Annotated in this window: 20 protein-coding genes and 1 pseudogene; 17 read left to right on the top strand and 4 right to left on the bottom strand. The window is 44.5% G+C overall.

The genetic code is table 11. The features are described 5' to 3' along the window. Positions 1–320: 320 nt before the first annotated feature. From IM515_RS06360 to IM515_RS06350, 3 genes are all read right to left on the bottom strand, one after another. Complete coding sequence (locus IM515_RS06360; protein WP_287628304.1) at positions 321–1,655, bottom strand: FAD-binding oxidoreductase; 1,335 nt, start codon at positions 1,653–1,655, stop codon at positions 321–323. 230 nt (positions 1,656–1,885) lie between these two features. After that, the gene (locus IM515_RS06355) at positions 1,886–2,005 is read right to left on the bottom strand and encodes a photosystem II protein Y (RefSeq protein WP_002747397.1); all 120 of its coding nucleotides are present in this window, start codon (positions 2,003–2,005) and stop codon (positions 1,886–1,888) included. A 65-nt stretch (positions 2,006–2,070) separates the two neighbouring features. Then, a complete protein-coding gene (locus IM515_RS06350) occupies positions 2,071–2,622 on the bottom strand; it encodes a gamma carbonic anhydrase family protein (protein ID WP_002786047.1) in 552 nt (183 codons plus the stop codon). Between the two features lie 108 nt (positions 2,623–2,730). On the opposite strand from IM515_RS06350, the gene IM515_RS06345 reads away from it, so the two are divergent. The 12 genes from IM515_RS06345 to IM515_RS06290 all read left to right on the top strand — a co-directional run bounded on the left by IM515_RS06345 (position 2,731) and on the right by IM515_RS06290 (position 12,561). Next, a complete protein-coding gene (locus IM515_RS06345; RefSeq protein ID WP_043995535.1) occupies positions 2,731–3,246 on the top strand; it encodes a TIGR02652 family protein in 516 nt (171 codons plus the stop codon). A 132-nt stretch (positions 3,247–3,378) separates the two neighbouring features. Beyond that, the gene (locus tag IM515_RS06340; RefSeq protein WP_287628301.1) at positions 3,379–3,876 is read left to right on the top strand and encodes a VOC family protein; all 498 of its coding nucleotides are present in this window, start codon (positions 3,379–3,381) and stop codon (positions 3,874–3,876) included. Positions 3,877–4,006: 130 nt separating this feature from the next. Next, complete coding sequence (gene glpX, locus IM515_RS06335; RefSeq protein WP_002748655.1) at positions 4,007–5,044, top strand: class II fructose-bisphosphatase; 1,038 nt, start codon at positions 4,007–4,009, stop codon at positions 5,042–5,044. A gap of 184 nt (positions 5,045–5,228) precedes the next feature. After that, complete coding sequence (locus tag IM515_RS06330) at positions 5,229–6,515, top strand: glutamyl-tRNA reductase (RefSeq protein WP_287628299.1); 1,287 nt, start codon at positions 5,229–5,231, stop codon at positions 6,513–6,515. Between the two features lie 436 nt (positions 6,516–6,951). Beyond that, complete coding sequence (locus IM515_RS06325) at positions 6,952–7,281, top strand: hypothetical protein (protein WP_002769011.1); 330 nt, start codon at positions 6,952–6,954, stop codon at positions 7,279–7,281. A gap of 158 nt (positions 7,282–7,439) precedes the next feature. After that, on the top strand, positions 7,440–7,718 hold the full coding sequence (locus tag IM515_RS06320) for a BrnT family toxin (protein ID WP_002756313.1): 279 nt from the start codon (positions 7,440–7,442) through the stop codon (positions 7,716–7,718). Further along, a complete protein-coding gene (locus tag IM515_RS06315) occupies positions 7,699–7,932 on the top strand; it encodes a hypothetical protein (RefSeq protein WP_002756314.1) in 234 nt (77 codons plus the stop codon). Before IM515_RS06320 ends, IM515_RS06315 begins: the two co-directional genes overlap by 20 nt. Before the next feature lie 157 nt (positions 7,933–8,089). Further along, complete coding sequence (locus tag IM515_RS06310) at positions 8,090–9,145, top strand: metallophosphoesterase family protein (protein ID WP_287628298.1); 1,056 nt, start codon at positions 8,090–8,092, stop codon at positions 9,143–9,145. Between the two features lie 15 nt (positions 9,146–9,160). Then, a complete protein-coding gene (locus IM515_RS06305; RefSeq protein ID WP_287628297.1) occupies positions 9,161–10,048 on the top strand; it encodes a ParA family protein in 888 nt (295 codons plus the stop codon). Positions 10,049–10,060: 12 nt separating this feature from the next. Next, positions 10,061–10,405, top strand: coding sequence for a TIGR03792 family protein (locus IM515_RS06300; RefSeq protein WP_287628296.1), 345 nt, complete (start codon positions 10,061–10,063; stop codon positions 10,403–10,405). A 122-nt stretch (positions 10,406–10,527) separates the two neighbouring features. Beyond that, complete coding sequence (gene gmd, locus IM515_RS06295) at positions 10,528–11,610, top strand: GDP-mannose 4,6-dehydratase (RefSeq protein WP_287628295.1); 1,083 nt, start codon at positions 10,528–10,530, stop codon at positions 11,608–11,610. A 12-nt stretch (positions 11,611–11,622) separates the two neighbouring features. After that, on the top strand, positions 11,623–12,561 hold the full coding sequence (locus IM515_RS06290; RefSeq protein ID WP_287628294.1) for a GDP-L-fucose synthase family protein: 939 nt from the start codon (positions 11,623–11,625) through the stop codon (positions 12,559–12,561). A gap of 53 nt (positions 12,562–12,614) precedes the next feature. On the opposite strand, the gene IM515_RS06285 is transcribed toward IM515_RS06290, so the two are convergent. Then, positions 12,615–13,292 (bottom strand): hypothetical protein, encoded by a 678-nt coding sequence (locus tag IM515_RS06285; protein WP_287628292.1) that lies wholly within the window; start codon positions 13,290–13,292, stop codon positions 12,615–12,617. A gap of 454 nt (positions 13,293–13,746) precedes the next feature. Between IM515_RS06285 and IM515_RS06280 the strand changes: the two genes are divergently transcribed. From IM515_RS06280 to IM515_RS06260, 5 genes and pseudogenes are all read left to right on the top strand, one after another. After that, complete coding sequence (locus tag IM515_RS06280) at positions 13,747–14,931, top strand: ATP-grasp domain-containing protein (RefSeq protein ID WP_287628291.1); 1,185 nt, start codon at positions 13,747–13,749, stop codon at positions 14,929–14,931. A gap of 175 nt (positions 14,932–15,106) precedes the next feature. After that, a complete protein-coding gene (locus tag IM515_RS06275) occupies positions 15,107–15,994 on the top strand; it encodes a succinate--CoA ligase subunit alpha (RefSeq protein ID WP_287628290.1) in 888 nt (295 codons plus the stop codon). Positions 15,995–16,278: 284 nt separating this feature from the next. Further along, the gene (gltB, locus tag IM515_RS06270) at positions 16,279–20,883 is read left to right on the top strand and encodes a glutamate synthase large subunit (RefSeq protein WP_287628289.1); all 4,605 of its coding nucleotides are present in this window, start codon (positions 16,279–16,281) and stop codon (positions 20,881–20,883) included. Positions 20,884–20,951: 68 nt separating this feature from the next. Beyond that, positions 20,952–21,279, top strand: a pseudogene (locus IM515_RS06265) (type II toxin-antitoxin system Phd/YefM family antitoxin). A gap of 178 nt (positions 21,280–21,457) precedes the next feature. Next, positions 21,458–21,664: DNA cytosine methyltransferase (locus IM515_RS06260; RefSeq protein WP_287628288.1), on the top strand; the 207-nt coding region annotated here is incomplete at its 3' end.

Raw genomic sequence — 21,664 nt, 5'->3', positions numbered from 1 at the left:
TACCTTTTGGGCGAACGCAGTTCGCCCCTACATTGTGGACAAAATCCGTTACTGTAGGGGCGCAAAGCTTGCGCCCTCCGATCGATTGGGATATTATTCCCACGCAAGTCCCTTAGTAATTCGGTAGTAGCGGTGAGGCTCTTCTAGGTTGTGTGTGATAAGTTTAACTTACATAGGATTGATCGATCTTTGTGTCCTTTGTGTCTTTGTGGTTCGTCCACCCCCTCTCTAGGAGGATTATATCTTAGAATACATTTTACCCACCAAATCCAAGAGAGCTGCGGTGAACTATCTTGTTTAATTTAGCCTCAATCGAATCCCTACCCCCTTGCTTCAACCCATGCTCGCATTTTACCCGGATTGTTCAATCCGTAGGGATCGACGAGTTTTTTAAATTCTAATTGTAGGGGATTAATCTGTCTGCTGCCGCCATCTTCCATGATATAAGTGTGAGGATTGGCAATGGCTGCCCCCTGTTGTTCATAGATAGCAATAATCTCATTTAATCGAGTTTCTGTGGTAAATTCTAGCAAGGGAAGGCCGGCGGGAATAACTTTACCTTGAAATTTCAAAAATTCTAGGTGCATCATGATTTCCTCACCAAAATAATTATAGAGTTTCTCTACCGTGGCTAGATTAAAATAAAAAGCTTGTAGATAAGTTATCTTGGGGTTATAACTACGCGCGTGGAGAGTGGTATGATTCCAAGTAAATTCTAAGATACTGTTGCCTTTTTGGGTTTCTTCTGGCGTTTTATAGTAAGTCAGTTCACCCTTATATTCTTGAATTAAAGACTCTAAGGCGACTTGATCGCTGTCCGATACTATTAATAAAACTGCCGCTTTTTCTGTGGGTAAATAATCCTTAAGAGCGATAAAATAAGCAGGAATTGGCCAGGAGTGAACGCTAACCATTTTCTTAACGATGCCATCACTATCACTGAGTGCTTGACCAAATTTAGCGGCGGTGATAAAATCGGCAAAAGTAACGATAAATTCTGCCCAAGGATAACAGGGAGCGAGGGCTATTTCTAACTCGGTAATAATACCATTTGTTCCGTAGGCATGATTGACTTTTTCTACTTCATCCCCCCGTAATTCGATAATTTTTGGTTCTGTTTCTAGGGTGACTAATTGCACTGCTTGAAGATTGCCCCTATCCTTCAATTGTCCATAATTAATTGAACCCATACCCACACTGCCACCCCCGATAAAACCGCCAATTGTCGCCGTCCGATAGGTAGAGGGAGCCATTCTTAATTCCCAACCAATTGCGCGAGCTTGTTTATCAAAAAATGCCATTTTTACCCCCGCTTCTACCCTGGCTGTCCCCGGTTCGATCGAGATAATTTTTGTTAGTTTGGTTGTGTCTAAAATTACTCCGCCCTGCAAGGGAACACATTGACCATAATTACCTGTACCCGCACCTCTAACTGTTAAAGGAATTTGGTATTTAACGCAGGTTTTAGCGATGTCAATAACTTCTTGGCTATTGTGGGGACGAATGACTAAATCAGCCCGTTTATCTTGCAGTTGTGCCTCTAAAATGGGACTAAAATGATAATAGTCCAAGGAAAGTTTCGCCACTTGCCCCGGATCGGTGATAATTTCTAGATGAGCCAATTCTTGGATGAGATTTTGATAGTTAGATTTCATGGTTAGGTAGGGTTTGCTGAAAAAGTGTATTGGTGAGGTTAGGAGTCAGGAGACAGGAGACAGGATTCAGGATTCAGGATTCAGGATTCAGGAGATTATTTTTATTTATTCTCCCCACACCCCACACCCCACACCCCACACCCCACACCCCAATCAGCGATCGCCAGATAAGGAAAAATTAAAAACCGATCGCCTAGGCGGTCGGTTTTACTAAGAATTATAAACTTTTATTAACTTTGTTTGCTGAGAAACTGTTGAGCTTGTCTAATAGCGGCAGCACCGATATTGAAGACAGCCCAGCCACCAGCAATAAGCAAAGGGGTTAAAACGATTAACACTCTCCAGTCCATAGATTTCCTTCTCCTCGGTCAGTGCTTAAAAGATTGTTACTTGATTCTCATTTTATATTTATACCCTAAACCGCCCCTTTTGGGAATCCAGTATCAGTACCTTTTCCCCCATGAACGAGGGCAAGTTTAGCATAGCGCTCGGCGTGTTCGATCAACTCTTGAGCCTCCTGTGGCGACACTTCCCGGACGCGTTTAGCGGGAATGCCCACCACTAAAGATCGCGGTGGTATATCTTTTGTCACAATACTACCCGCCCCGACAATACTACCCGCCCCGACGCGCACACCATCGAGAATCACTGCCCCAATGCCGATTAAACAACCGCGTTCAATATGGGCTGCGTGAATTACCGCCCGATGTCCGATGGTAACGTAATCCTCAAGGATAGTAATTTTGCCTGGATCTCCGTGTAGGATCGCCCCATCTTGGATATTAGTATAAGCCCCAATTTCGATGCGTTCCACGTCGGCGCGCAATACCGCCCCATACCAAACACTCACCCCCACAGCTAGGGAAATATCGCCCATTACCGTGGCATTAGGGGCAATAAAAGCAGCTTGACTGACATCGACAAGCGGCCAGAAATTAGAAGTTGATCTTAAGTTATCTAAAGACATGGGAGGATCTGCACTAAAGTCGGAAGAGAATACCCGTCCAATTTGGTTGGGTATAATATATATAGGATTATTGGTACAAAGATAGCAATTTTTAGTTTAGGTTCTTCCATGATCAATGCAAGTTTACAATACCCTGTTTTTGGCCCCGATATCCATTGTCCTCATTGTCGGCAGCTAATCCCCGCCCTCACTTTGACGGATACCTATTTGTGTCCGCGCCATGGGGCTTTTGAAGCCGATCCCAAAACGGGTGAGTTGGTTCACTTGCAGTCAGGACGACATTGGCGACTCTGGAATGGTGAGTGGTATCGTCAACACACTCACCCGGATGGTATTCGTTTTGAGATTCACGAAGCACTCGATCGCCTCTATACTCAAGGATTTAAAGCGACTAAAGTGATTATTGCCAACCGTTATCGCGATTTAGTTAGTTCCTACCTAGAACGTAACACTACTTGGCGCGGTAATGAACCGGGTGAAGCCATTATTCCCCGTCTCTACGGTTTACCAGTAGAATTTAGCCCCGATGCTCCCGATGAACCCTGTTGGGATGTAATTAATTTTGATCTGGAAAAAGAACCGGGGGTTCCCAAACGTTATCCCTATTTTCGTCTTTTTGATTAATCAATAGCCATCGGGAGTCAGGAGATAGGAGGCAGGAGATTATTTTTATTTACTCTCCCCATTTCCCCACTTCCCCATTTCCCCATTTCCCCACTTCCCCACTTCCCCACTTCATAATTCTTTCTCCTGAAAATGCACCATGCTTCTATCCGCACCGCTAATATCCATCGGGCGATCGCTTTTTATCAACTTCTCGGTTTTACCCTAGAGGAAAGATTCACCACGGGTTATACTTTGGCCTGTTGGCTAACCGGGTTAAACGGACGCATCGAATTAATCCAAATTCCCCAACCGAAACCCGCACCCGATGCCTTTGGTGATCAGCATTATGTGGGTTATTATCATTTGTCTTTTGACATAACAGAAAATGTCAGCAATTTACCAGAATGGTTAGAAAAATTAACAAATAACTTTCAGCAAGCTCATCAAGAAGATGCCGATCTATATCAACCTTTAAACATTCTTTTGCCACCTCAACAACAGATGATCGGCGATCATGTCTATGAAGTCACCTTTATTGCCGATACAGACGGTTTACCCCTGGAATTTATCCGTAGTTTAACGCCGAAATCAGCACTCAAGCTCTCCATAACTGAGATGGAGGCGACAGTGCCAGCAAAAACTACCTAGCTATACCAGTCTCCTCCAGCTGATCTGCATAAAAACTTAAGAATGATCCCCGTCTGGTGATAGACTTTTGACTGTTAAGGAAACAAACTCACTAGATAAATCATAGATCAGCTGTAGGGAGGATCATCGAGTGGAAAGTACGCTAGGGTTAGAAATTATCGAAGTGGTCGAACAGGCTGCCATTGCCTCCTCGAAGTGGATGGGTAAAGGCGAAAAAAATATCGCCGATCACGTCGCTGTGGAAGCGATGCGCGAACGGATGAATAAAATCCATATGCGCGGTCGCATCGTTATCGGAGAAGGGGAAAGAGACGAAGCTCCCATGCTCTATATTGGCGAAGAAGTGGGTATCTGTACCCAAGTTGATGCCAAACAATATTGTAATCCCGACGAATTAGTCGAAATCGATATCGCCGTCGATCCCTGCGAAGGCACTAACTTGGTTGCCTACGGTCAAAATGGTTCTATGGCCGTGTTAGCGATCTCCGAAAAAGGCGGATTATTCGCTGCCCCTGACTTTTATATGAAAAAATTAGCGGCTCCCCCAGCAGCTAAAGGTCATGTGGATATTAATAAATCGGCGACGGAAAACCTGAAAGTTCTTTCCGATTGTCTCAATCGTTCGATCGAAGAACTGGTGGTAGTAGTTATGGATCGTCCCCGTCACAAGGAATTAATCCAAGAAATCCGCAACGCTGGGGCCAGAGTTCGTCTGATCAGCGATGGTGACGTATCTGCCGCTATTTCCTGCGCTTTTTCGGGAACTAATATTCATGCTCTCATGGGTATCGGTGCCGCTCCGGAAGGGGTAATCTCGGCGGCGGCTATGCGTTGTCTGGGGGGTCACTTCCAGGGACAATTAATCTATGATCCCGAAGTGGTCAAAACCGGTTTAATCGGTGAAAGTCGCGAGGGTAATATCGCTCGTCTGCAAGAAATGGGGATCACCAATCCCGATCGCGTTTACGGTTGCGAAGAATTAGCCAGTGGCGAAACCGTCCTCTTTGCCGCCTGTGGGATCACCCCCGGCACCCTGATGGAAGGGGTACGCTTCTTCCACGGTGGCGCTCGTACCCAAAGCTTGGTTATCTCCACCCAATCGAAAACCGCTCGCTTTGTCGATACCGTTCACCTGTTCGACCAACCCAAATACATTCAACTGAGATAATTCTCTGACCCGGTGGGGTGGGTATGGCTCACCTCGCCCCCATTGGTAAAAATATATAAAGTTTTTTTTCAAACATCTTTTATTTGCATCCCGATTGGGACTAAATTGCAACAATTAGAGACATAACGCACTGATCTTTATCAATAATTTTTGTAGCCTGAGCAACATTTGTAGGAGAACATAAATGAATATTGCTGTAGTGGGCTTGAGTCACAAGACAGCCCCTGTGGAAATTCGCGAAAAATTGAGTATCCCGGAAGCGAAAATCGAGTCCGCTCTTACCCACCTCAAGGGTTATCCCCACATCCAAGAGGTGGCTATTATCAGCACCTGTAACCGTTTGGAGATCTACGCCGTGGTTACGGATACGGAGAAGGGCGTGGTGGAAATTACCCAGTTTCTCGCTGAAATCGGGCATATTCCCCTTAATGTCCTGCGTCGTTATCTGTTTACCCTACTGCATCAGGATGCTGTCCGTCATCTGCTCCGGGTATCCGCCGGTTTAGAAAGTCTTGTCCTCGGGGAAGGGCAAATTCTCGCTCAAGTTAAAAATACCCATAAATTAGCCCAGAAGTACAATACTATTAGCCAGTTACTCGATCGCCTGTTTAAACAAGCGATGACTGCCGGTAAACGCGTCCGCACGGAAACCAGCATCGGCACGGGAGCCGTATCGATCAGTTCGGCGGCGGTGGAGTTAGCCCATGCTAAGGTGACAGACCTCAGCAGCAAAAAAATCGCTATTATCGGGGCAGGGAAAATGTCCCGATTATTAGTTACGCACCTTCTGGCTAAGGGTTCTCAGCAAATTGCGATCGTCAATCGCTCCCAAAGACGGGCCGAGGAGTTAGCCCGTGAATTTCCTAACGTACCGTTGCAACTATATGGCTTAGAAGAGATGATGACTACCGTAGCGGCATCGGATATCGTCTTTACCAGTACGGGAGCCACGGAACCAATTTTAACTAAAAATTTATTGACAGAAGTGACGATTGCTGCTACATCGCTGATGTTAATCGATATTTCCGTTCCCCGTAACGTCCATACCGACGTGAAGGAATTGGCCCAAGTGCAAGCTTTTAACGTCGATGATCTTAAAGCGGTGGTTGCCGCCAATCAGGAAAGTCGCCGTCAGATGGCCAGGGAAGCAGAGGCACTCCTAGAGCAGGAAGTGGAAGCTTTCGAGCTTTGGTGGCGTTCTTTGGACACTGTCCCGACAATTAGCTGTTTAAGAAGCAAAATTGAAGATATTCGCGAACAGGAATTAGAAAAAGCCCTCTCCCGTCTGGGGACGGAATTCGCCGAAAAACACCAAGAAGTTATCGAAGCAATGACCCGCGGTATCGTTAATAAAATCCTTCACGAACCCATGGTACAACTGCGGGCCCAACAGGATATCGAAGCGCGTAAGCGCTGTTTACAATCCCTGCAAATGCTCTTTAATCTCAGTGTCGGGGAGGAATATAGTTAGAGTCCGACAATTGACAAAAATTAAGGGCGATTCTATTGGTCTGTTAAGATGATTTTGAGGGATTGGGGGCGAATAATTTGGCAGTATTTCCCTATCCACGATTTCAAGATTGACAGACCACTAAGCTGTTGACTCTCTAAATTACTCGTTAAGACTGTCCATGAGTGCCGGAGTTGACAGCAGGGAGCGGTACAATTAATGGACATCTCCAAGAATTAGAACCCAGTCACAGCTTGCTTTTATGCCATGTGCTAATTAAATGGTTCGATAATCGTTGTTGATTCAATTTAACTGGAAAAATATGGGGCAACTAATTTTCTAGGAAATTGAGTCGCAGCAAATCCTTCAAGGAGATCCATCTTTATATTTAATTCCAAACACCTACTTAAGATGGTGATTTAGTTCAATTCAACAAGCTATATGGGGAGATGAATTAATGGGTAATCAAGAGCAAGAAAAATGGTGGAATGACGAGGAAAATCTCAAATCGATTGAGTATTACGGATTAATCGACCAAGAGATCCATCGTGAACACAATCTGATTGCAAATCGAATGAACTGGTATGTCACTTCCCAGTCTTTTTTAATGGCAGCATTTGCAGTTTCTGGTAATAATAATTATCGACTTGGGTTTCTATCTATATCTTTACCAATGCTAGGAATTATGACATCATGTATTATTGGAGCTTCGCTTTATGCGGCTATCAAAGCGATGAATCAACTTAAGTCAGAAAAAAACGCATCCTTAAGCAGGATAAGTATTTAGGAAATATTTCTACTTTTAAAGCAAGGTTTGTTGACAATAAACATCCTTGGATTCATTGGGTGGGGATTTTCCCGGCTCGTTCTATTCCTGTTTTGTTTTTTATTTTCTGGTGCCTTTTTCTATACTTAGCGACACAAACTAAAATATGCTAGAGTGACATGACAAGCACTTTCGATTGGGATAGTCGAAGAGAAGCTGACAATAAGGCTAAACATGGTGTGGACTTTGAGACTGCTCAATATGCGTTTTTCGATCCACATCGTTTGATTGTCCATGATGTCCAACATAGTGACTCAGAGGAACGTTGGTTTTGTATTGGTAAGGTAAAAGACCGGGTTTTAACGGTGCGTTTTACTTACCGCGATGGAGTGATTCGTATATTTGGCGCAGCTGAATGGCGTAAATGGAGAAAATTCTATGAAGAACATAACCCCTGATCCCGCAAAACCGATTGGTAAGGTGACAATTGTCGAAGACTTTTTACCGCCACCAGAGCAGCTAATACCGAATCAAAATACTGTCAGGATAACGATGGAATTTTCTAAGGAGAGTATTGAGTATTTTAAACGGGAAGCTCAACGTCATAATGCTTCCTATCAATCCCTGATTCGTAATCTTGTAGATGCTTATGTCAGACAACAACAGCAGTGAGTATAATTAGCCCCGATGGGTTACGCTACCGCTAACCCATCCTACAAATGATTGTGCCTCCCTACTTAATTGGGATGATCAACAAAAAAGCGATCGAAGGGACAAAAATTGCTACACTAACTGACGTGACCTCAATTAAAGACGAGATTGATATCCTATGCAACGCCGTAAATTTTTGCTGATTAGTGGCAGTTTAGGCGGTTTTAGCTTGGCAGCTTGCGCTCATCAAATTTTACAGCCTGTTACTTCCAAAAATCCCCCTGAGTCGGCTGTTAAACAATCACAAAAGGGGAAAAAAGTCAAGATAATCGTGATTAGTGACCTTAATAGTCAATACGGTTCCACTACTTACGATCCCGAAATCGATCGAGCTATCCCCTTAATTATCAATCATAAACCCGATCTCGTCCTCTGTGGTGGCGACATGGTGGCAGGACAAAAAAGCAGCTTGACAGAGGCAGCAATTAACGCCATGTGGTCAGCCTTTGATCGCCATATCGCCGCGCCCCTGCGAGCTGCTAAAATACCTTTTGGTTTTACCATCGGTAATCATGACGCTTCTGGAGCTTTATCGGCGGGAAAATTTATCTATGCTAAGGAGAGAAAATTAGCCCAAGATTATTGGCAAAACCCCCAACATAATACAAGTTTAAATTTTATCGATAAAACCGGCTTTCCTTTTTATTATACTTTCACTCAAAATGGTATATTCTATCTAGTTTGGGATGCCTCCACTCATTTAATCTCTGGGCAACAACTAAATTGGGCAGCAAAAAACTTGAGTAGTAGCGACGCTAAAAATGCTAGAATGCGGCTAGTAATTGGTCATTTACCCCTCTACGGTATTGCCGTGGGCAGAAATCGACCGGGGGATTATTTAGCCGATGCCGAGCAATTAAGAGCGTTTTTAGAGGGCTATCAGGTGCATACTTATATTAGTGGCCATGCTCACGCTTACTATCCGGGTAAACGGGGGCAATTACAATTATTACACGCGGGAGCTTTAGGCAGTGGACCGCGACGGTTATTGAACAGTGAACAAGCACCTAGAAAAACCCTAACAATTGTCGATATTAATCCCCATCAACAGGAAACAGTTTACACCACCTACGACATGAAAACCCAAGAGGCGATCAATATTACCAGTTTACCTCCTTTAATTATGGCTCCCAACGGGCAGGTTTTACGTCGAGATATTCCATCGGTTAACTAGAAAGGAACTCCCATAATGGCCACTGTCATCAGCACCGTTAATATGAAAGGAGGAGTAGGAAAAACTACCCTTACCGTCAACCTTGCCACCTGTTTAGCTAAATTTCAGCAAAAACGAGTCCTTGTCCTCGATTTAGACGCTCAAATCAGTGCGACTCTTAGTTTAATGTCCCCCCACGAATTCGCTCAACTGCGTCGCAAAAAACGCACTTTAAGCTATTTATTAGAAGCAATTATCAAACCCAATCCCTACAATAAATTAACTATTGATGATATTATTGTCCCTTCAGTCTGTGAAATTCAAGGCTTAGATCTACTGCCAGGAGACATCGAACTATATGATGAATATGTCGTCTCAGAAACCCTGCACCATCAAGCAATTTTACAGGAAGATTTAGGCTTTGATCATGCTTGGAATAACTTGGAAAGAGTCTTAATTCAAAAAATTATTGACCCCATTCAAGACCGTTACGATTATATTATCATGGACTGCGCTCCGGGGTATAATCTTTTAACTCGTAGTGGTCTATGTAGCAGTCATTTTTATTTACTACCTGCCCGTCCCGAACCTTTATCAATTGTCGGCATTCAGCTATTAGAAAGAAGAATAGTTAAACTGAAAGCTAGTCATCAAGAAACCGCACCGATTAACCCCGGTTTACTCGGTATAGTTTTTATTCTTTCCGGTGGTGGGTTACTCAGTCGCTACTATAATCAAGTCATGCGCCGGGTACAACAGGATTTTCAAGCCCATCAAATTTTTGCTAATGCGATTCCTATGGATGTTAATGTAGCTAAAGCTGTGGATATGTTTGTGCCTGCGGTGGCAGCCATGCCCTCTTCTAGTGGTTCCAAAGCTTTTATGAAACTCACAGAAGAATTCTTGATGAAAGCCAAAAAATAGGAGATAATTACTATGGTCATTGAGTGGTTACAATTTCAAGTTAACCCCGAAGCGAGGGAAAAATTTATCCAAAAAGATCAAGAAATTTGGACAAAGTTTTTAGCAAAACAACCGGGTTTTTTAGGTAAGGAGCTTTGGATTAATCCCGCCATCGAGGAAGAATTAATTATCGTTGTCCATTGGCAAACGCAAGAACAGTGGAAAGCTATCTCCAAAAATTTACTTGATGAGACCGAAGCCAAATTTTCCCTAGCCATGGGAAAAGATAATTATCAATTACTCAAAGTCAAGGAATTTCAAGTCAGAAAATTCCGAGAAAATTGTCAGAACCATTTAGAATCTATGCAGCCCGGATAAAAAATCAATTCATCTTTTTGTCCCCGGTCAACCTAGCCAAACTTGTCATGAGGGGCTAAAGTGTGCTATAAGCAGTCAGACCCTGCCCTGGTCTTTATTCTTTCCCATTAGGTAAATTACTGATGACTCAACCGAAACGCGCCCTAATTACCGGCATCACCGGTCAAGATGGTTCCTATCTGAGCGAATTATTATTAGAGAAAGGCTATGAAGTCCACGGTATCATCCGTCGTACTTCGACTTTTAACACCGATCGCATCGATCATATCTACATTGACCCCCACCAGCCGGATGCTAAATTTTTTCTTCACTATGGCGACCTCACCGACGGGACGACCCTGCGGCGTATCCTCGAACAAGTGCAACCGGTAGAAGTGTATAATTTAGGGGCCCAATCCCACGTGCGAGTTAGTTTTGATGCCCCAGAATACACCGTTGATGCTGTCGGTGTGGGGGTCTTAAGACTACTAGAAGCAATTCGGGATTACCAAAAAAGAACCGGCATCGAAGTCCGTTTCTATCAAGCAGGTTCCTCGGAAATGTTCGGGAAAGTCATGGAAGTTCCCCAAAAAGAAACCACGCCATTTTATCCCCGCAGTCCCTACGCTTGTGCGAAAGTTTACGGTCACTGGCAAACGGTCAACTATCGGGAATCCTACGACTTATTTGCCTGTAACGGCATTTTATTTAACCATGAATCCCCCCGGCGTGGAGAAACTTTTGTCACGCGCAAAATTACCCGCGCTTTGGCCCGAATTATTGCTGGACAACAGAAAAAACTCTATTTAGGAAATCTCGATTCTAAACGGGATTGGGGTTATGCTAAGGACTATGTGCGGGCGATGTGGTTAATGTTACAACAGGAAGAACCAGATGATTATGTCGTGGCGACCAATGAAACCTATTCTATCCGGGAGTTTCTCGATATTTCTTTCCAATACGTTAATCTAAATTGGCAGGATTATGTGGAGTTTGATCAACGTTATTTGCGTCCAGCGGAAGTAGATTTATTGATAGGAGATTCCACAAAAGCCAGAGAGAAATTAGGTTGGCAGCCGTCGGTGACGTTCGAGGGACTGGTAAAATTAATGGTAGATGCGGATTTAGCGGCTTTGGGGATTAATCTTAATAACGGTGGTGATAGCGAACAGTTATTAAAAGATTTGGCTTATCTTCGCAATCGTTCGATGACAACTGTGGATTAAAGAGGTGAAAATATGCTGAATTTAAGCGAACAGAGAATCGTCGTCACCGGGGGGGCTGGATTTTTAGGTCGGCAAGTAGTTAATCAGTTAATTGCAGCGGGGGCAAATCCAGAAAAAATTACAATTCCTCGGTCCAAAGATTGTGATTTAAGAGTTTGGGAAAACTGTCAACGTTTAGCCGACCAAGAAGATTTAATTATCCATTTGGCAGCCCATGTGGGAGGCATCGGTCTCAATCGGGAAAAACCCGCCGAATTATTCTATGATAATTTGATGATGGGAACCCAATTAATTCACGCTGCCTATCTAGCAGGAGTGCAAAAATTTGTCTGTGTGGGGACAATTTGTGCCTATCCAAAATTTACTCCAGTACCTTTCCATGAAGACGATTTATGGTCAGGATATCCCGAAGAAACCAATGCGCCTTATGGTATCGCTAAAAAGGCTTTATTGGTACAATTAGAGTCCTATCGTTTGCAGTATGGTTTCAACGGAATTTATCTTTTACCGGTGAATTTATACGGGCCAGAGGATAATTTTGATCCGGGTAGTTCCCATGTAATTCCTGCTTTAATTCGCAAGGTTTATGAGGCACAACAACGGGGGGATAAACAACTTCCTGTCTGGGGAGATGGTAGTCCAACCCGGGAGTTTCTCTACTCCACCGATGCAGCGCGAGGCCTTGTCATGGCCAGTCAGTTCTATAATGAATCAGACCCGGTTAATCTTGGTACAAATTATGAGATTTCTATCAAAGATTTAGTGGAATTAATCTGTGATTTAATGGGTTTTGATGGCGAAATTGTTTGGGAAATAGATAAACCGAATGGTCAACCGCGACGCTGTTTAGATACAACCCGCGCTCGGGAAAAATTCGGTTTTGTTGCTCAAATGGAATTTAAAGAAGGTTTGCAAAAAACCATTGAATGGTATCGGCAAAACGCCGCCTAGTCTCGATAGCTGGTGTGTTAGATTAATAACTAACACACCTGATTTTTTTAAGCTTACTGACCGGTAAAATCAGAACGAAGGGTTAATTTTAAATCTTCCTTGGGGTTAATTGACAATAATTCCACCGATTCTCCTCGTAGTAACCAACCGGCTAATACTTCTAATCCTCCTCCTCGTAATAATCCCTCGCTAACCGGTTGGTCAGAAGTAAAAGAAGCGAGGACAGAAGCGGCGGATTTTCCTAATACTGCACCCTGAATAATTTTATCGGGGTTAACTCCCTTAATTAGCCTTTCTAGACGAGTGAAAACTGCCGAAATAGCATCAATAGATTTTTCTTGGGGTTGACGGGTTTTTAAAAAGATTTTTTGGGATAAAAAACGCGAACCTTGACCATCGGGTTTAATTTCTCCGATAATCTGACTACCATCGGGAATAATTGTCTGTCCTTGGGAATTTTTGATATTATCGGTAACGGTCAGTGATAAAGAAAAAGTTTCTTGTTTGGTTAAAAGAATTTTTTCCCCTTGCTCGTATTTTACAGGGATATCTGTGCCAGCAGGAATTAATCGGTCATTCCCCAAAGGAATCGGTTTAATCGGGTTAATTGGGGCGAATTGACGTGCGATCGCAGGAGTCAAGGAAAGGGAGACCACAACGAAAGAAGCACTTAAAAGCATTGTGAATAGGGTCAGAGGATGATGACGACCCTGCTTTTGAAAATTTAGCATCTTACCCTTGAGTTTCCTAGTGGGAGCGAATTAAAGATAAAGACGAAAGCGGAAAAAAGTTTGTTTCCAAGCAAGAAAATGCGGGAAAAAGGAGAATTTTAGCAAAAAATAACTGATATTTCCGACTAACTGCCAGTTAATAGTTTATTTGGTCTATTGAAACGCCAAAACTCTTGATTTGTCCGCAGTTCTTAGTTTGGCACGGTTAATGGGGAACAATAACTATTTATGGGAGAATTATAGGTTCAATCCTATCAAAAAAAAATCACCCGATCGAATTAATTTTAAGTTTTGCGATCGAGATTGCCGTCACTACCAGTCCCCCATCCCTATAAACCAAGAATATTCTCCCTGATCACCCGTGAACCGAATGCTGTTGCTAAAATAATCTTTATAGTCCCCCAGCTACCGAAACGAGCAAAGAGAGAACCGCCACTTTATCAACTAATCAATTATGGATTTACTCGAATACCAAGCCAAGGAAATATTTGCTCAGGTAGGTATCCCCATTTTACCTTCCCAACCAATCCACGAACCGGGGGGACTAAAAAGATTAAACATTCCCTATCCTATCGTGCTGAAGTCCCAGGTACGAGCGGGAGGACGGGGAAAAGCAGGAGGGGTGAAATTTGTCGCTAATACCATCGATGCGATCGCTGCTGCCCATGCTATCTTTCATTTACCGATCGCCGGAGAATATCCAGAGGTAATTCTAGCAGAAGCCCGGTATAATCCGCAACAAGAGATATTTTTAGCCATTTTACTCGATTATCATCTGCAAAGACCGGTTTTACTCGGTGCGAGTCAAGGGGGGATGGATGTGGACAGTTTGCTGGCAACCATGCAAAAAGTGGTCATTGAAGAGAGATTTTCCCCCTATCTCTGTCGGCAATTAGCCGTATCTATGGGTTTAAGAGGGTCTTTGATCGAGTCTATCAGTCAAATTCTCGAAAAAATGTATAGTCTCTTTGTCAGCAAAGATCTCGATATTATCGAGATTAATCCCCTGGGTATCAACGAAACTGGGGAAGTGATGGCCCTAGATGGCAAAATAACTGTTAATGATGCCGCTTTAGCTAGACATCTCGATCTTCTGGCCTTGACCCCACCCCAATTACAATCCCCTTGGTCGATAATTGATCAAACTGGCCAAATAGCCGTGATCAGTAATGGCCAGGGTTTGATGTCCACTGTCTGGGATGCCTTAGACAGCAAGGGAGCAAAACTAGCAGCCTGGCTTATACTGGAGGAAAGACTAGAATTAGAGCAATTAAACGAGCAAATAGAGGCTGGTCTGCAACAATTCCAACTATTGACCGATTTAAAAGTGGTTATCGTTGATATTATCAGTTATCCCGACTTTGTCCAAAAAGCGATCGAGACTATTAGTAATTACTACCGCAGTTATAGCCCATTATCACCCAGCCGGGGCAGCGGCGAACGAACGATCCGGGCCACCCGACAGGAAAGACAAACCTTGCAACCTCGATCTTTTCTCAATCCCACCCTACCACAAATAATTTTTCGCGTCCTAGCTGACAGCAAAGCGATCGATCTCAGTCAGAGTTTAGCTGATGTTAACTTTCATTGGTTAGAGTCTTTAGAAGAGGTGGTCACTGCAGCCATTAAATTAGCCTAGAATCAGTTATCAGTTATCAGTGATCAGATGTGAGTTTTCAGTTCACAAGGGACGAATCTAAAACCTTTGACTCTTGCCTTCAGAAGCTGATTACTGTTCACTGATTACTGTTTACTAATTACTGTTTACTGTTTACTGTTTACTGTTTACTGAAACAACTCCCAACACTTAATATATGAAATGGACAGATAAAGATCAGATAATTATGCAAGGGATCGATCGACCCCTAGGCAAGTATTATGCGGCAAGATTGAAAACCCAGGGAACCTGTTTAGTAGCGGGGGTGGCTAGTGGCTGCAGTGGTGAGATAATCGCAGAGATACCAGTGTTTGATCTAGTGGCCGAGGCCGTTGCTGAAGCAGGGGAAATCCAAACCAGTTTAATTTTAGTCCCACCCAATCAAGTCCTAGATGCGGCCTTAGAAGCGATCGCAGCAGCCATCCCCCAATTAATTATCGTCACCCCTGGAGTTCCCCCCTTGGATCTGGTGGAATTATTAAAGATAGCTAGTACCACCGGGACATTAATTCTCGGACCCGGTAGTCAGGGTGTAATTATTCCCAATTATCTTTGGTTGGGTATTTGTGAACCCAGTTTTTATCAATCGGGGACAATTGGTCTGATCACCCGCGGCGATCGCTTGGGGGATGAAGTGGCGAAAACTTTAACAGCGGCCGGTTATGGTGAATCTATGGCGGTAAATTTGGGGACTGACGGCATTATTGGCTCCAATTTGTCCCAATGGTTGCAGGTTTTCGAGGAAGATGACAATACCGAGGCGATTCTCCTCGTCAGTCAGGTGGGAGGAAAGGCCGAAATCGAGGCAGCCAAATATATTGCCTCGGCGATCGAAAAACCAGTGATTGCCTATCTTGTGGGGTTAAATGCAGCGATTGAAACCAATTTCGGCGATACAGAAACAATTATTTCTAACCAACTTTCCTACTCTGTTGCCGCTAAGAATACCAGAAAAGATAGCCTACGTCATTTTCAAGAAGCTGGGGTGACAGTGGTGGAAAAATTAGCCGATTTACCTGCCTCTTTAGGGAAAGTCTTGTCCTGAATTTGACCCCATTGCCTCAATAATACGAAGGTTCTTCTAGGTTCTCTATGAGGAGGGTATAATACTAATACACAATCGAAAATTAGGAGATCAGTTTTAAAACTAACTAGGGTGCATCTCAATTTTGTAGAGATATCTATACGACATTTTGGGCGCACGCGATGCACCCCTAGCATTGGCGCAATAATATTAATAATATTATTGTAGGGGCGAATTGCATTCGCCCTCTTTTCAGCAGACCAGCTATCCCACCCCTCTAGACAACGACCCTAAGGATAACTTCTATGGCGCAACAAAATAACCTAAAAACCGACAATATCCACCAAATCGATCCCTATTGGGGTCCCCCATGGCTCGTAGAGGAACGGGACGCTTGCGGAGTCGGTTTTATTGCCGATGTGCGCGGTTCTGGTAGCCATCAACTGATTGAACAGGCCCTTTTAGCCTTAGGTTGTTTGGAACACCGGGGAGGCTGCAGCGCCGATCAGGATTCCGGTGACGGTTCCGGTATGATGACCGCTATCCCCAGAGATGTCCTCGCTCCTTGGTTCGCCGAAAATGGCTTAAATATGCCAGAATCTGAGCGCCTAGGGGTGGGTATGGTCTTTCTTCCCCAAGCGAACCAAGAACGAGCCGAGGCTAAAGCACACATCGAGGAAATTGTCAATAAATATAATATTAAGATTTTAGGTTGGCGCACTGTTCCCGTCCGTCCCGAAGTCCTCGGAAGACAAGCAAGGGAAAATCAACCCTACGTCGAGCAAATTCTGGTTACTTCCCCCGATTTAGCCGGTTCTCAATTCGATCGCCTACTCTATATTGCCCGTTCTGAAGTCGGTAAGCAACTGGCCGATGATTTCTATTTCTGTTCCTTTTCCTGTCGCACCCTTGTCTATAAAGGCATGGTACGGGGCGAAATCCTGCGAGAATTCTATCTAGACCTGCAAAATCCCGCCTATAGCAGTCAATTTGCTATTTATCACCGACGTTTTAGCACCAATACCCAACCGAAATGGCCCCTCGCTCAACCGATGCGCTTATTGGGTCATAACGGCGAAATTAACACCCTTTTGGGCAATATTAACTGGATGTCGGCCCGGGAACCCGCTTTAGAAACCCAAGGTTGGACCCACGAAGAATTACAATCCCTGACCCCCATTGTTAACCCCGCTAACAGCGACTCCTATAACCTCGATAGCGCCCTAGAATTATTGGTGAGAACTGGTCGCAGTCCCCTAGAAGCGGCTATGATCCTAGTGCCGGAGGCCTACAATAATCAGCCGGATTTACAGGATTATCCCGAAATTATCGACTTTTACGAATACTATAGCGGTTTACAGGAACCCTGGGACGGTCCAGCTTTACTGGTATTCAGTGACGGGGGAATCGTCGGCGCTTGTTTGGATCGCAACGGTTTGCGACCGGCCCGTTATAGCATTACTAACAACGGTTATATCGTCGTTTCCTCGGAAGCGGGAACTATTCCCCTCGATGAAACCACCATTATGGAAAAAGGTCGTCTCGGCCCCGGTCAAATGATCGCAGTTGACCTAGAAAAAGGCGAAATTAAGCGTAATTGGCCGATTAAACAGGAAATTGCCCGAGCTAATCCCTACGGTGAATGGGTGCAATCCCAACGCACCTTGATTGACAAAGAAACAGCGATCGATATTCCCGCTCCCAGTCATCTCCTTCCCCTGCAAACCGCTTTCGGTTACACATCCGAAGATGTGGATCTGATTATCGTTCCCATGGCAGAACAGGGAAAAGAACCGACTTTCTGTATGGGTGATGACACTCCCCTAGCAGTCCTCTCCAGTAAACCCCATCTTCTCTACGATTACTTTAAACAACGTTTTGCCCAAGTTACTAACCCTCCCATCGATCCTTTACGGGAAAGTTTAGTCATGTCCTTGACTATGTATCTGGGACGACGGGGTAATATCCTGAAATTGGGGGTTGATGACGCACATTTACTGAAATTAGACTCTCCCCTGCTCAATAATGCGGAATTAGCCAAAGTTAAAACCTCTAGCTACAAAACAGCCGAACTTTCTACCCTTTATGATCTGACCACCGGACCGCAGGGATTAGAAGATGCGATCGCTAATTTGTGCGCTGAGGCCGCCAAGAAAGTGGAATCGGGAGCAGAAATTTTAATTCTCAGTGACAGAACTGCTCCTATTGACGAAAAAACCAGCTATATTCCCCCTTTATTAGCTGTTGGTGCCGTCCATCATCACCTGATTCGCTCACACTTGCGTTTAAAAGCTTCGATTGTGATCGATACGGCCCAGTGTTGGAGTACCCATCACTTCGCTTGTCTAATTGGTTATGGTGCTTCCGCAGTTTGTCCCTATCTTGCGTTAGCAACGATCGCCCAGTGGTGGATCGAGCCAAAAACCCAGAAATTGATGGAAAACGGCAAATTAGAAGCTATTAGCCTCGAAAAAGCCCTAATTAATTACCGCAAATCCGTAGAAGCAGGATTACTGAAAATCCTCTCGAAAATGGGTATTTCTCTCCTATCTTCCTACCATGGAGCGCAAATTTTCGAGGCGATCGGATTATCGGCAGATTTAGTTAAACTAGCTTTTAACGGTACTACCAGTCGCGTCGGGGGTTTAAGCATTGCGGAAGTGGCCCAAGAAGCGATCGCATTCCATAGTAAAGCTTTCCCCAATCTTACCGCTAAAAAACTAGAAAACTACGGTTTTGTCAACTACCGTCCGGGGGGAGAATACCACATGAATTCCCCAGAAATGGCGAAAGCACTCCATAAAGCAGTGGCCGCTCACTCCAACGGACAGGGATATGACCATTACGAAACCTATCGTCAAATCTTGCAGCAAAGACCCGTTACTGCATTGCGCGATTTATTAGAATTTAACAGCGATCGAGCCTCAATTGCCATCGAAGCAGTAGAATCGATCGAAAGTATCCTGCAACGCTTCTGCACAGGGGGAATGTCCCTCGGTGCCTTGGGCCGGGAAGCACACGAAACCCTAGCGATCGCCATGAATCGCATCGGAGGTAAGTCCAATTCCGGAGAAGGGGGAGAAGATCCGATCCGCTACACCAGCTTAAGCGATGTGGATGAAGAAGGACATTCCGTAACTATGCCCCACCTAAACGGCTTAAAAAACGGTGATACGGCTAATTCTGCCATTAAACAGATAGCTTCGGGACGTTTTGGAGTCACTCCCGAATACTTAATGAGCGGAAAACAGCTAGAGATTAAAATGGCCCAAGGAGCAAAACCGGGAGAAGGAGGTCAATTACCGGGGAAAAAAGTCAGTCCCTATATTGCCATGTTACGGCGATCGAAACCGGGTGTTACCTTGATTTCTCCCCCTCCTCACCACGATATCTACTCGATCGAAGATTTAGCGCAATTAATCTACGATTTACACCAAATTAACCCCCGGGCCAAAGTTTCCGTCAAATTAGTGGCCGAGATCGGTATCGGCACAATTGCGGCCGGAGTTGCCAAAGCTAACGCTGATATTATCCAGATTTCTGGCCACGATGGTGGTACAGGTGCATCACCCCTAAGTTCGATTAAACACGCGGGTAGTCCCTGGGAATTGGGAGTAACGGAAGTGCATCGGATGTTAATGGAAAATCAACTGCGTCATCGGGTGATTTTGCGTGCAGATGGGGGACTAAAAACCGGTTGGGATATCCTCATGGCTGCTCTCATGGGTGCGGAGGAATTCGGTTTTGGTTCCATTTCCATGATTGCCGAGGGGTGCATCATGGCCCGCGTCTGTCACACGAATAATTGTCCTGTGGGAGTCGCTACCCAACAGGAACGTCTGCGCGCTCGTTTTCCCGGAATTCCCGCTCATGTGGTCAATTTCTTCACTTTGGTGGCTGAGGAAACGCGGCAATTATTGGCGAAATTAGGCTATCACAGTTTAAATGAGGTGATTGGCCGGTCGGATCTGTTAAAAGTGCGCTCCGATGCTCGTTTAACTAAGACAGAATCCCTCAATCTCGATTGTTTGTTGAATTTACCCGATGGCCGCAGTGACCGCTCTTGGTTGCAGCACGAGGAAGTACACAGTAACGGTGCTGTTCTCGATGACGAGATTCTAGCAGATAGCGAGATTAAACAGGCGATCGAGCAACAGGGAACCGTCAGCAAAACCTACAGGATTGTCAATACCGATCGCTCCGTGGGGGCGAGAATTGCGGGGGTAATTGCCCAAAAATACGGTAATGACGGCTTTGAAGGCGAAATTAAGCTCAATTTCCAGGGTGCGGCGGGTCAAAGTTTCGGAGCATTTAATTTACCCGGTGTCAATCTCCATTTAGAGGGAGAAGCTAACGATTATGTGGGTAAAGGCATCTACGGCGGCGAAATTGTCATCTTACCGCCCCAAAACGCCAATTATCAGCCCGAAGATAACGCTATTATCGGTAATACCTGTCTCTACGGGGCCACCGGTGGGGTATTATACGCTAATGGTCGCGCTGGTGAACGCTTTGCTGTCCGCAATTCCACTGCGAAAGCAGTTATCGAAGGGGCCGGGGATCACCTCTGTGAATATATGACCGGGGGGGTAATTGTCGTGCTTGGTTCCGTCGGTCGTAACGTCGGCGCCGGGATGACGGGAGGATTAGCTTATATCCTTGATCCGTCCCTACCGGAGAAACTTAACCCCGAAATTGTCAAGATTCAACGGGTTGGCACGGCTGCCGGTGCGGAACAGTTAAAATCTTTAATTGAGGCCCATGTAGAACGCACTAATAGCCCCAAAGGTAAGTTAATTTTAGCTAATTGGGATAGCTATCTCGGTCAATTCTGGCAAGTGGTCCCTCCCTCGGAAGCGGATAGTCCCGAAGCGCAAATTAGCGCGGAGAAAACCTTAACTTCGGTGTAATTTCTTTGGGGTGCGTTACTCTTGGTTAACGCACCCATTGATTAATTTTTTGACTGCGGAGTTGATTAATGGCCATCCCCACCACCTATACTAGCTATACCCAAGCACAAGAACATTTTATTCAGGTTTTAGAACAAGTAGAACTGGGAAACTCGATCGTTATTGTCCAACGTCAGGGTCATCATGATGTGGCCTTGATTGCTGCTTGCTGACGAATTATCCGCTTTATTAGAAGAAGTTTATCTTTTGCGCTCTCCAGCTAATGCTCAACGACTTTTTCAGGCCTTAAATTGGTCAAAAGAAAGATTATCTCAGACAGCTGCTACCACTTCTCTAGAAGAATTACGTCAAGAATTGGAGACCGAGATTGAGCAAGAAAAAGCCACAGAAGTCTGAAACCGAAATTGTGCGAGTTTGTCCTGAATTATCCCTAATCCAGTATCTCCAAATTGATTATATCAGGGCATATTAACCTTAATTATTTAGACTACAGTTTTTATCGCTGCATAAGTCGGAACATTTGCTAAAATTAGGATGTATTTACTTTGGCTATCTTTGGTGTCATAATTTTGCAATGACAAACGAAAAACTCAGATTTATCGATCTTTTTGCTGGTATTGGAGGATTTAGATTAGCTTTTGAGAGCGTTGGTTATGACTGTGTATATTCTTGTGAAATAGACGAGAACTGTCGAAAAGTATATTTCAATAATTTTCAAGAAATTCCCGATCAAGATATTAGAAAAATTGCTATCCATGACCTGCCTGATTTTGAAGTGTTG

The organism is Microcystis sp. M44BS1 (assembly GCF_020244875.1).
GTDB lineage: Bacteria > Cyanobacteriota > Cyanobacteriia > Cyanobacteriales > Microcystaceae > Microcystis > Microcystis panniformis.
The sequence above is the reverse complement of the archived record's forward strand: the minus strand, read 5'-3'. Positions and strand labels throughout refer to the sequence as shown.

What these genes read in the sequence shown, in the direction of transcription:
- IM515_RS06360 (WP_287628304.1), bottom strand. Translation starts at nt 1,655, where the DNA reads ATGAAATCTAACTATCAAAATCTCATCCAAGAATTGGCTCATCTAGAA.
- IM515_RS06355 (WP_002747397.1), bottom strand. Translation starts at nt 2,005, where the DNA reads ATGGACTGGAGAGTGTTAATCGTTTTAACCCCTTTGCTTATTGCTGGT.
- IM515_RS06350 (WP_002786047.1), bottom strand. Translation starts at nt 2,622, where the DNA reads ATGTCTTTAGATAACTTAAGATCAACTTCTAATTTCTGGCCGCTTGTC.
- IM515_RS06345 (WP_043995535.1), top strand. Translation starts at nt 2,731, where the DNA reads ATGATCAATGCAAGTTTACAATACCCTGTTTTTGGCCCCGATATCCAT.
- IM515_RS06340 (WP_287628301.1), top strand. Translation starts at nt 3,379, where the DNA reads ATGCACCATGCTTCTATCCGCACCGCTAATATCCATCGGGCGATCGCT.
- IM515_RS06330 (WP_287628299.1), top strand. Translation starts at nt 5,229, where the DNA reads ATGAATATTGCTGTAGTGGGCTTGAGTCACAAGACAGCCCCTGTGGAA.
- IM515_RS06325 (WP_002769011.1), top strand. Translation starts at nt 6,952, where the DNA reads ATGGGTAATCAAGAGCAAGAAAAATGGTGGAATGACGAGGAAAATCTC.
- IM515_RS06320 (WP_002756313.1), top strand. Translation starts at nt 7,440, where the DNA reads ATGACAAGCACTTTCGATTGGGATAGTCGAAGAGAAGCTGACAATAAG.
- IM515_RS06315 (WP_002756314.1), top strand. Translation starts at nt 7,699, where the DNA reads ATGAAGAACATAACCCCTGATCCCGCAAAACCGATTGGTAAGGTGACA.
- IM515_RS06310 (WP_287628298.1), top strand. Translation starts at nt 8,090, where the DNA reads ATGCAACGCCGTAAATTTTTGCTGATTAGTGGCAGTTTAGGCGGTTTT.
- IM515_RS06305 (WP_287628297.1), top strand. Translation starts at nt 9,161, where the DNA reads ATGGCCACTGTCATCAGCACCGTTAATATGAAAGGAGGAGTAGGAAAA.
- IM515_RS06300 (WP_287628296.1), top strand. Translation starts at nt 10,061, where the DNA reads ATGGTCATTGAGTGGTTACAATTTCAAGTTAACCCCGAAGCGAGGGAA.
- gmd (WP_287628295.1), top strand. Translation starts at nt 10,528, where the DNA reads ATGACTCAACCGAAACGCGCCCTAATTACCGGCATCACCGGTCAAGAT.
- IM515_RS06290 (WP_287628294.1), top strand. Translation starts at nt 11,623, where the DNA reads ATGCTGAATTTAAGCGAACAGAGAATCGTCGTCACCGGGGGGGCTGGA.
- IM515_RS06285 (WP_287628292.1), bottom strand. Translation starts at nt 13,292, where the DNA reads ATGCTAAATTTTCAAAAGCAGGGTCGTCATCATCCTCTGACCCTATTC.
- IM515_RS06280 (WP_287628291.1), top strand. Translation starts at nt 13,747, where the DNA reads ATGGATTTACTCGAATACCAAGCCAAGGAAATATTTGCTCAGGTAGGT.
- IM515_RS06275 (WP_287628290.1), top strand. Translation starts at nt 15,107, where the DNA reads ATGAAATGGACAGATAAAGATCAGATAATTATGCAAGGGATCGATCGA.
- gltB (WP_287628289.1), top strand. Translation starts at nt 16,279, where the DNA reads ATGGCGCAACAAAATAACCTAAAAACCGACAATATCCACCAAATCGAT.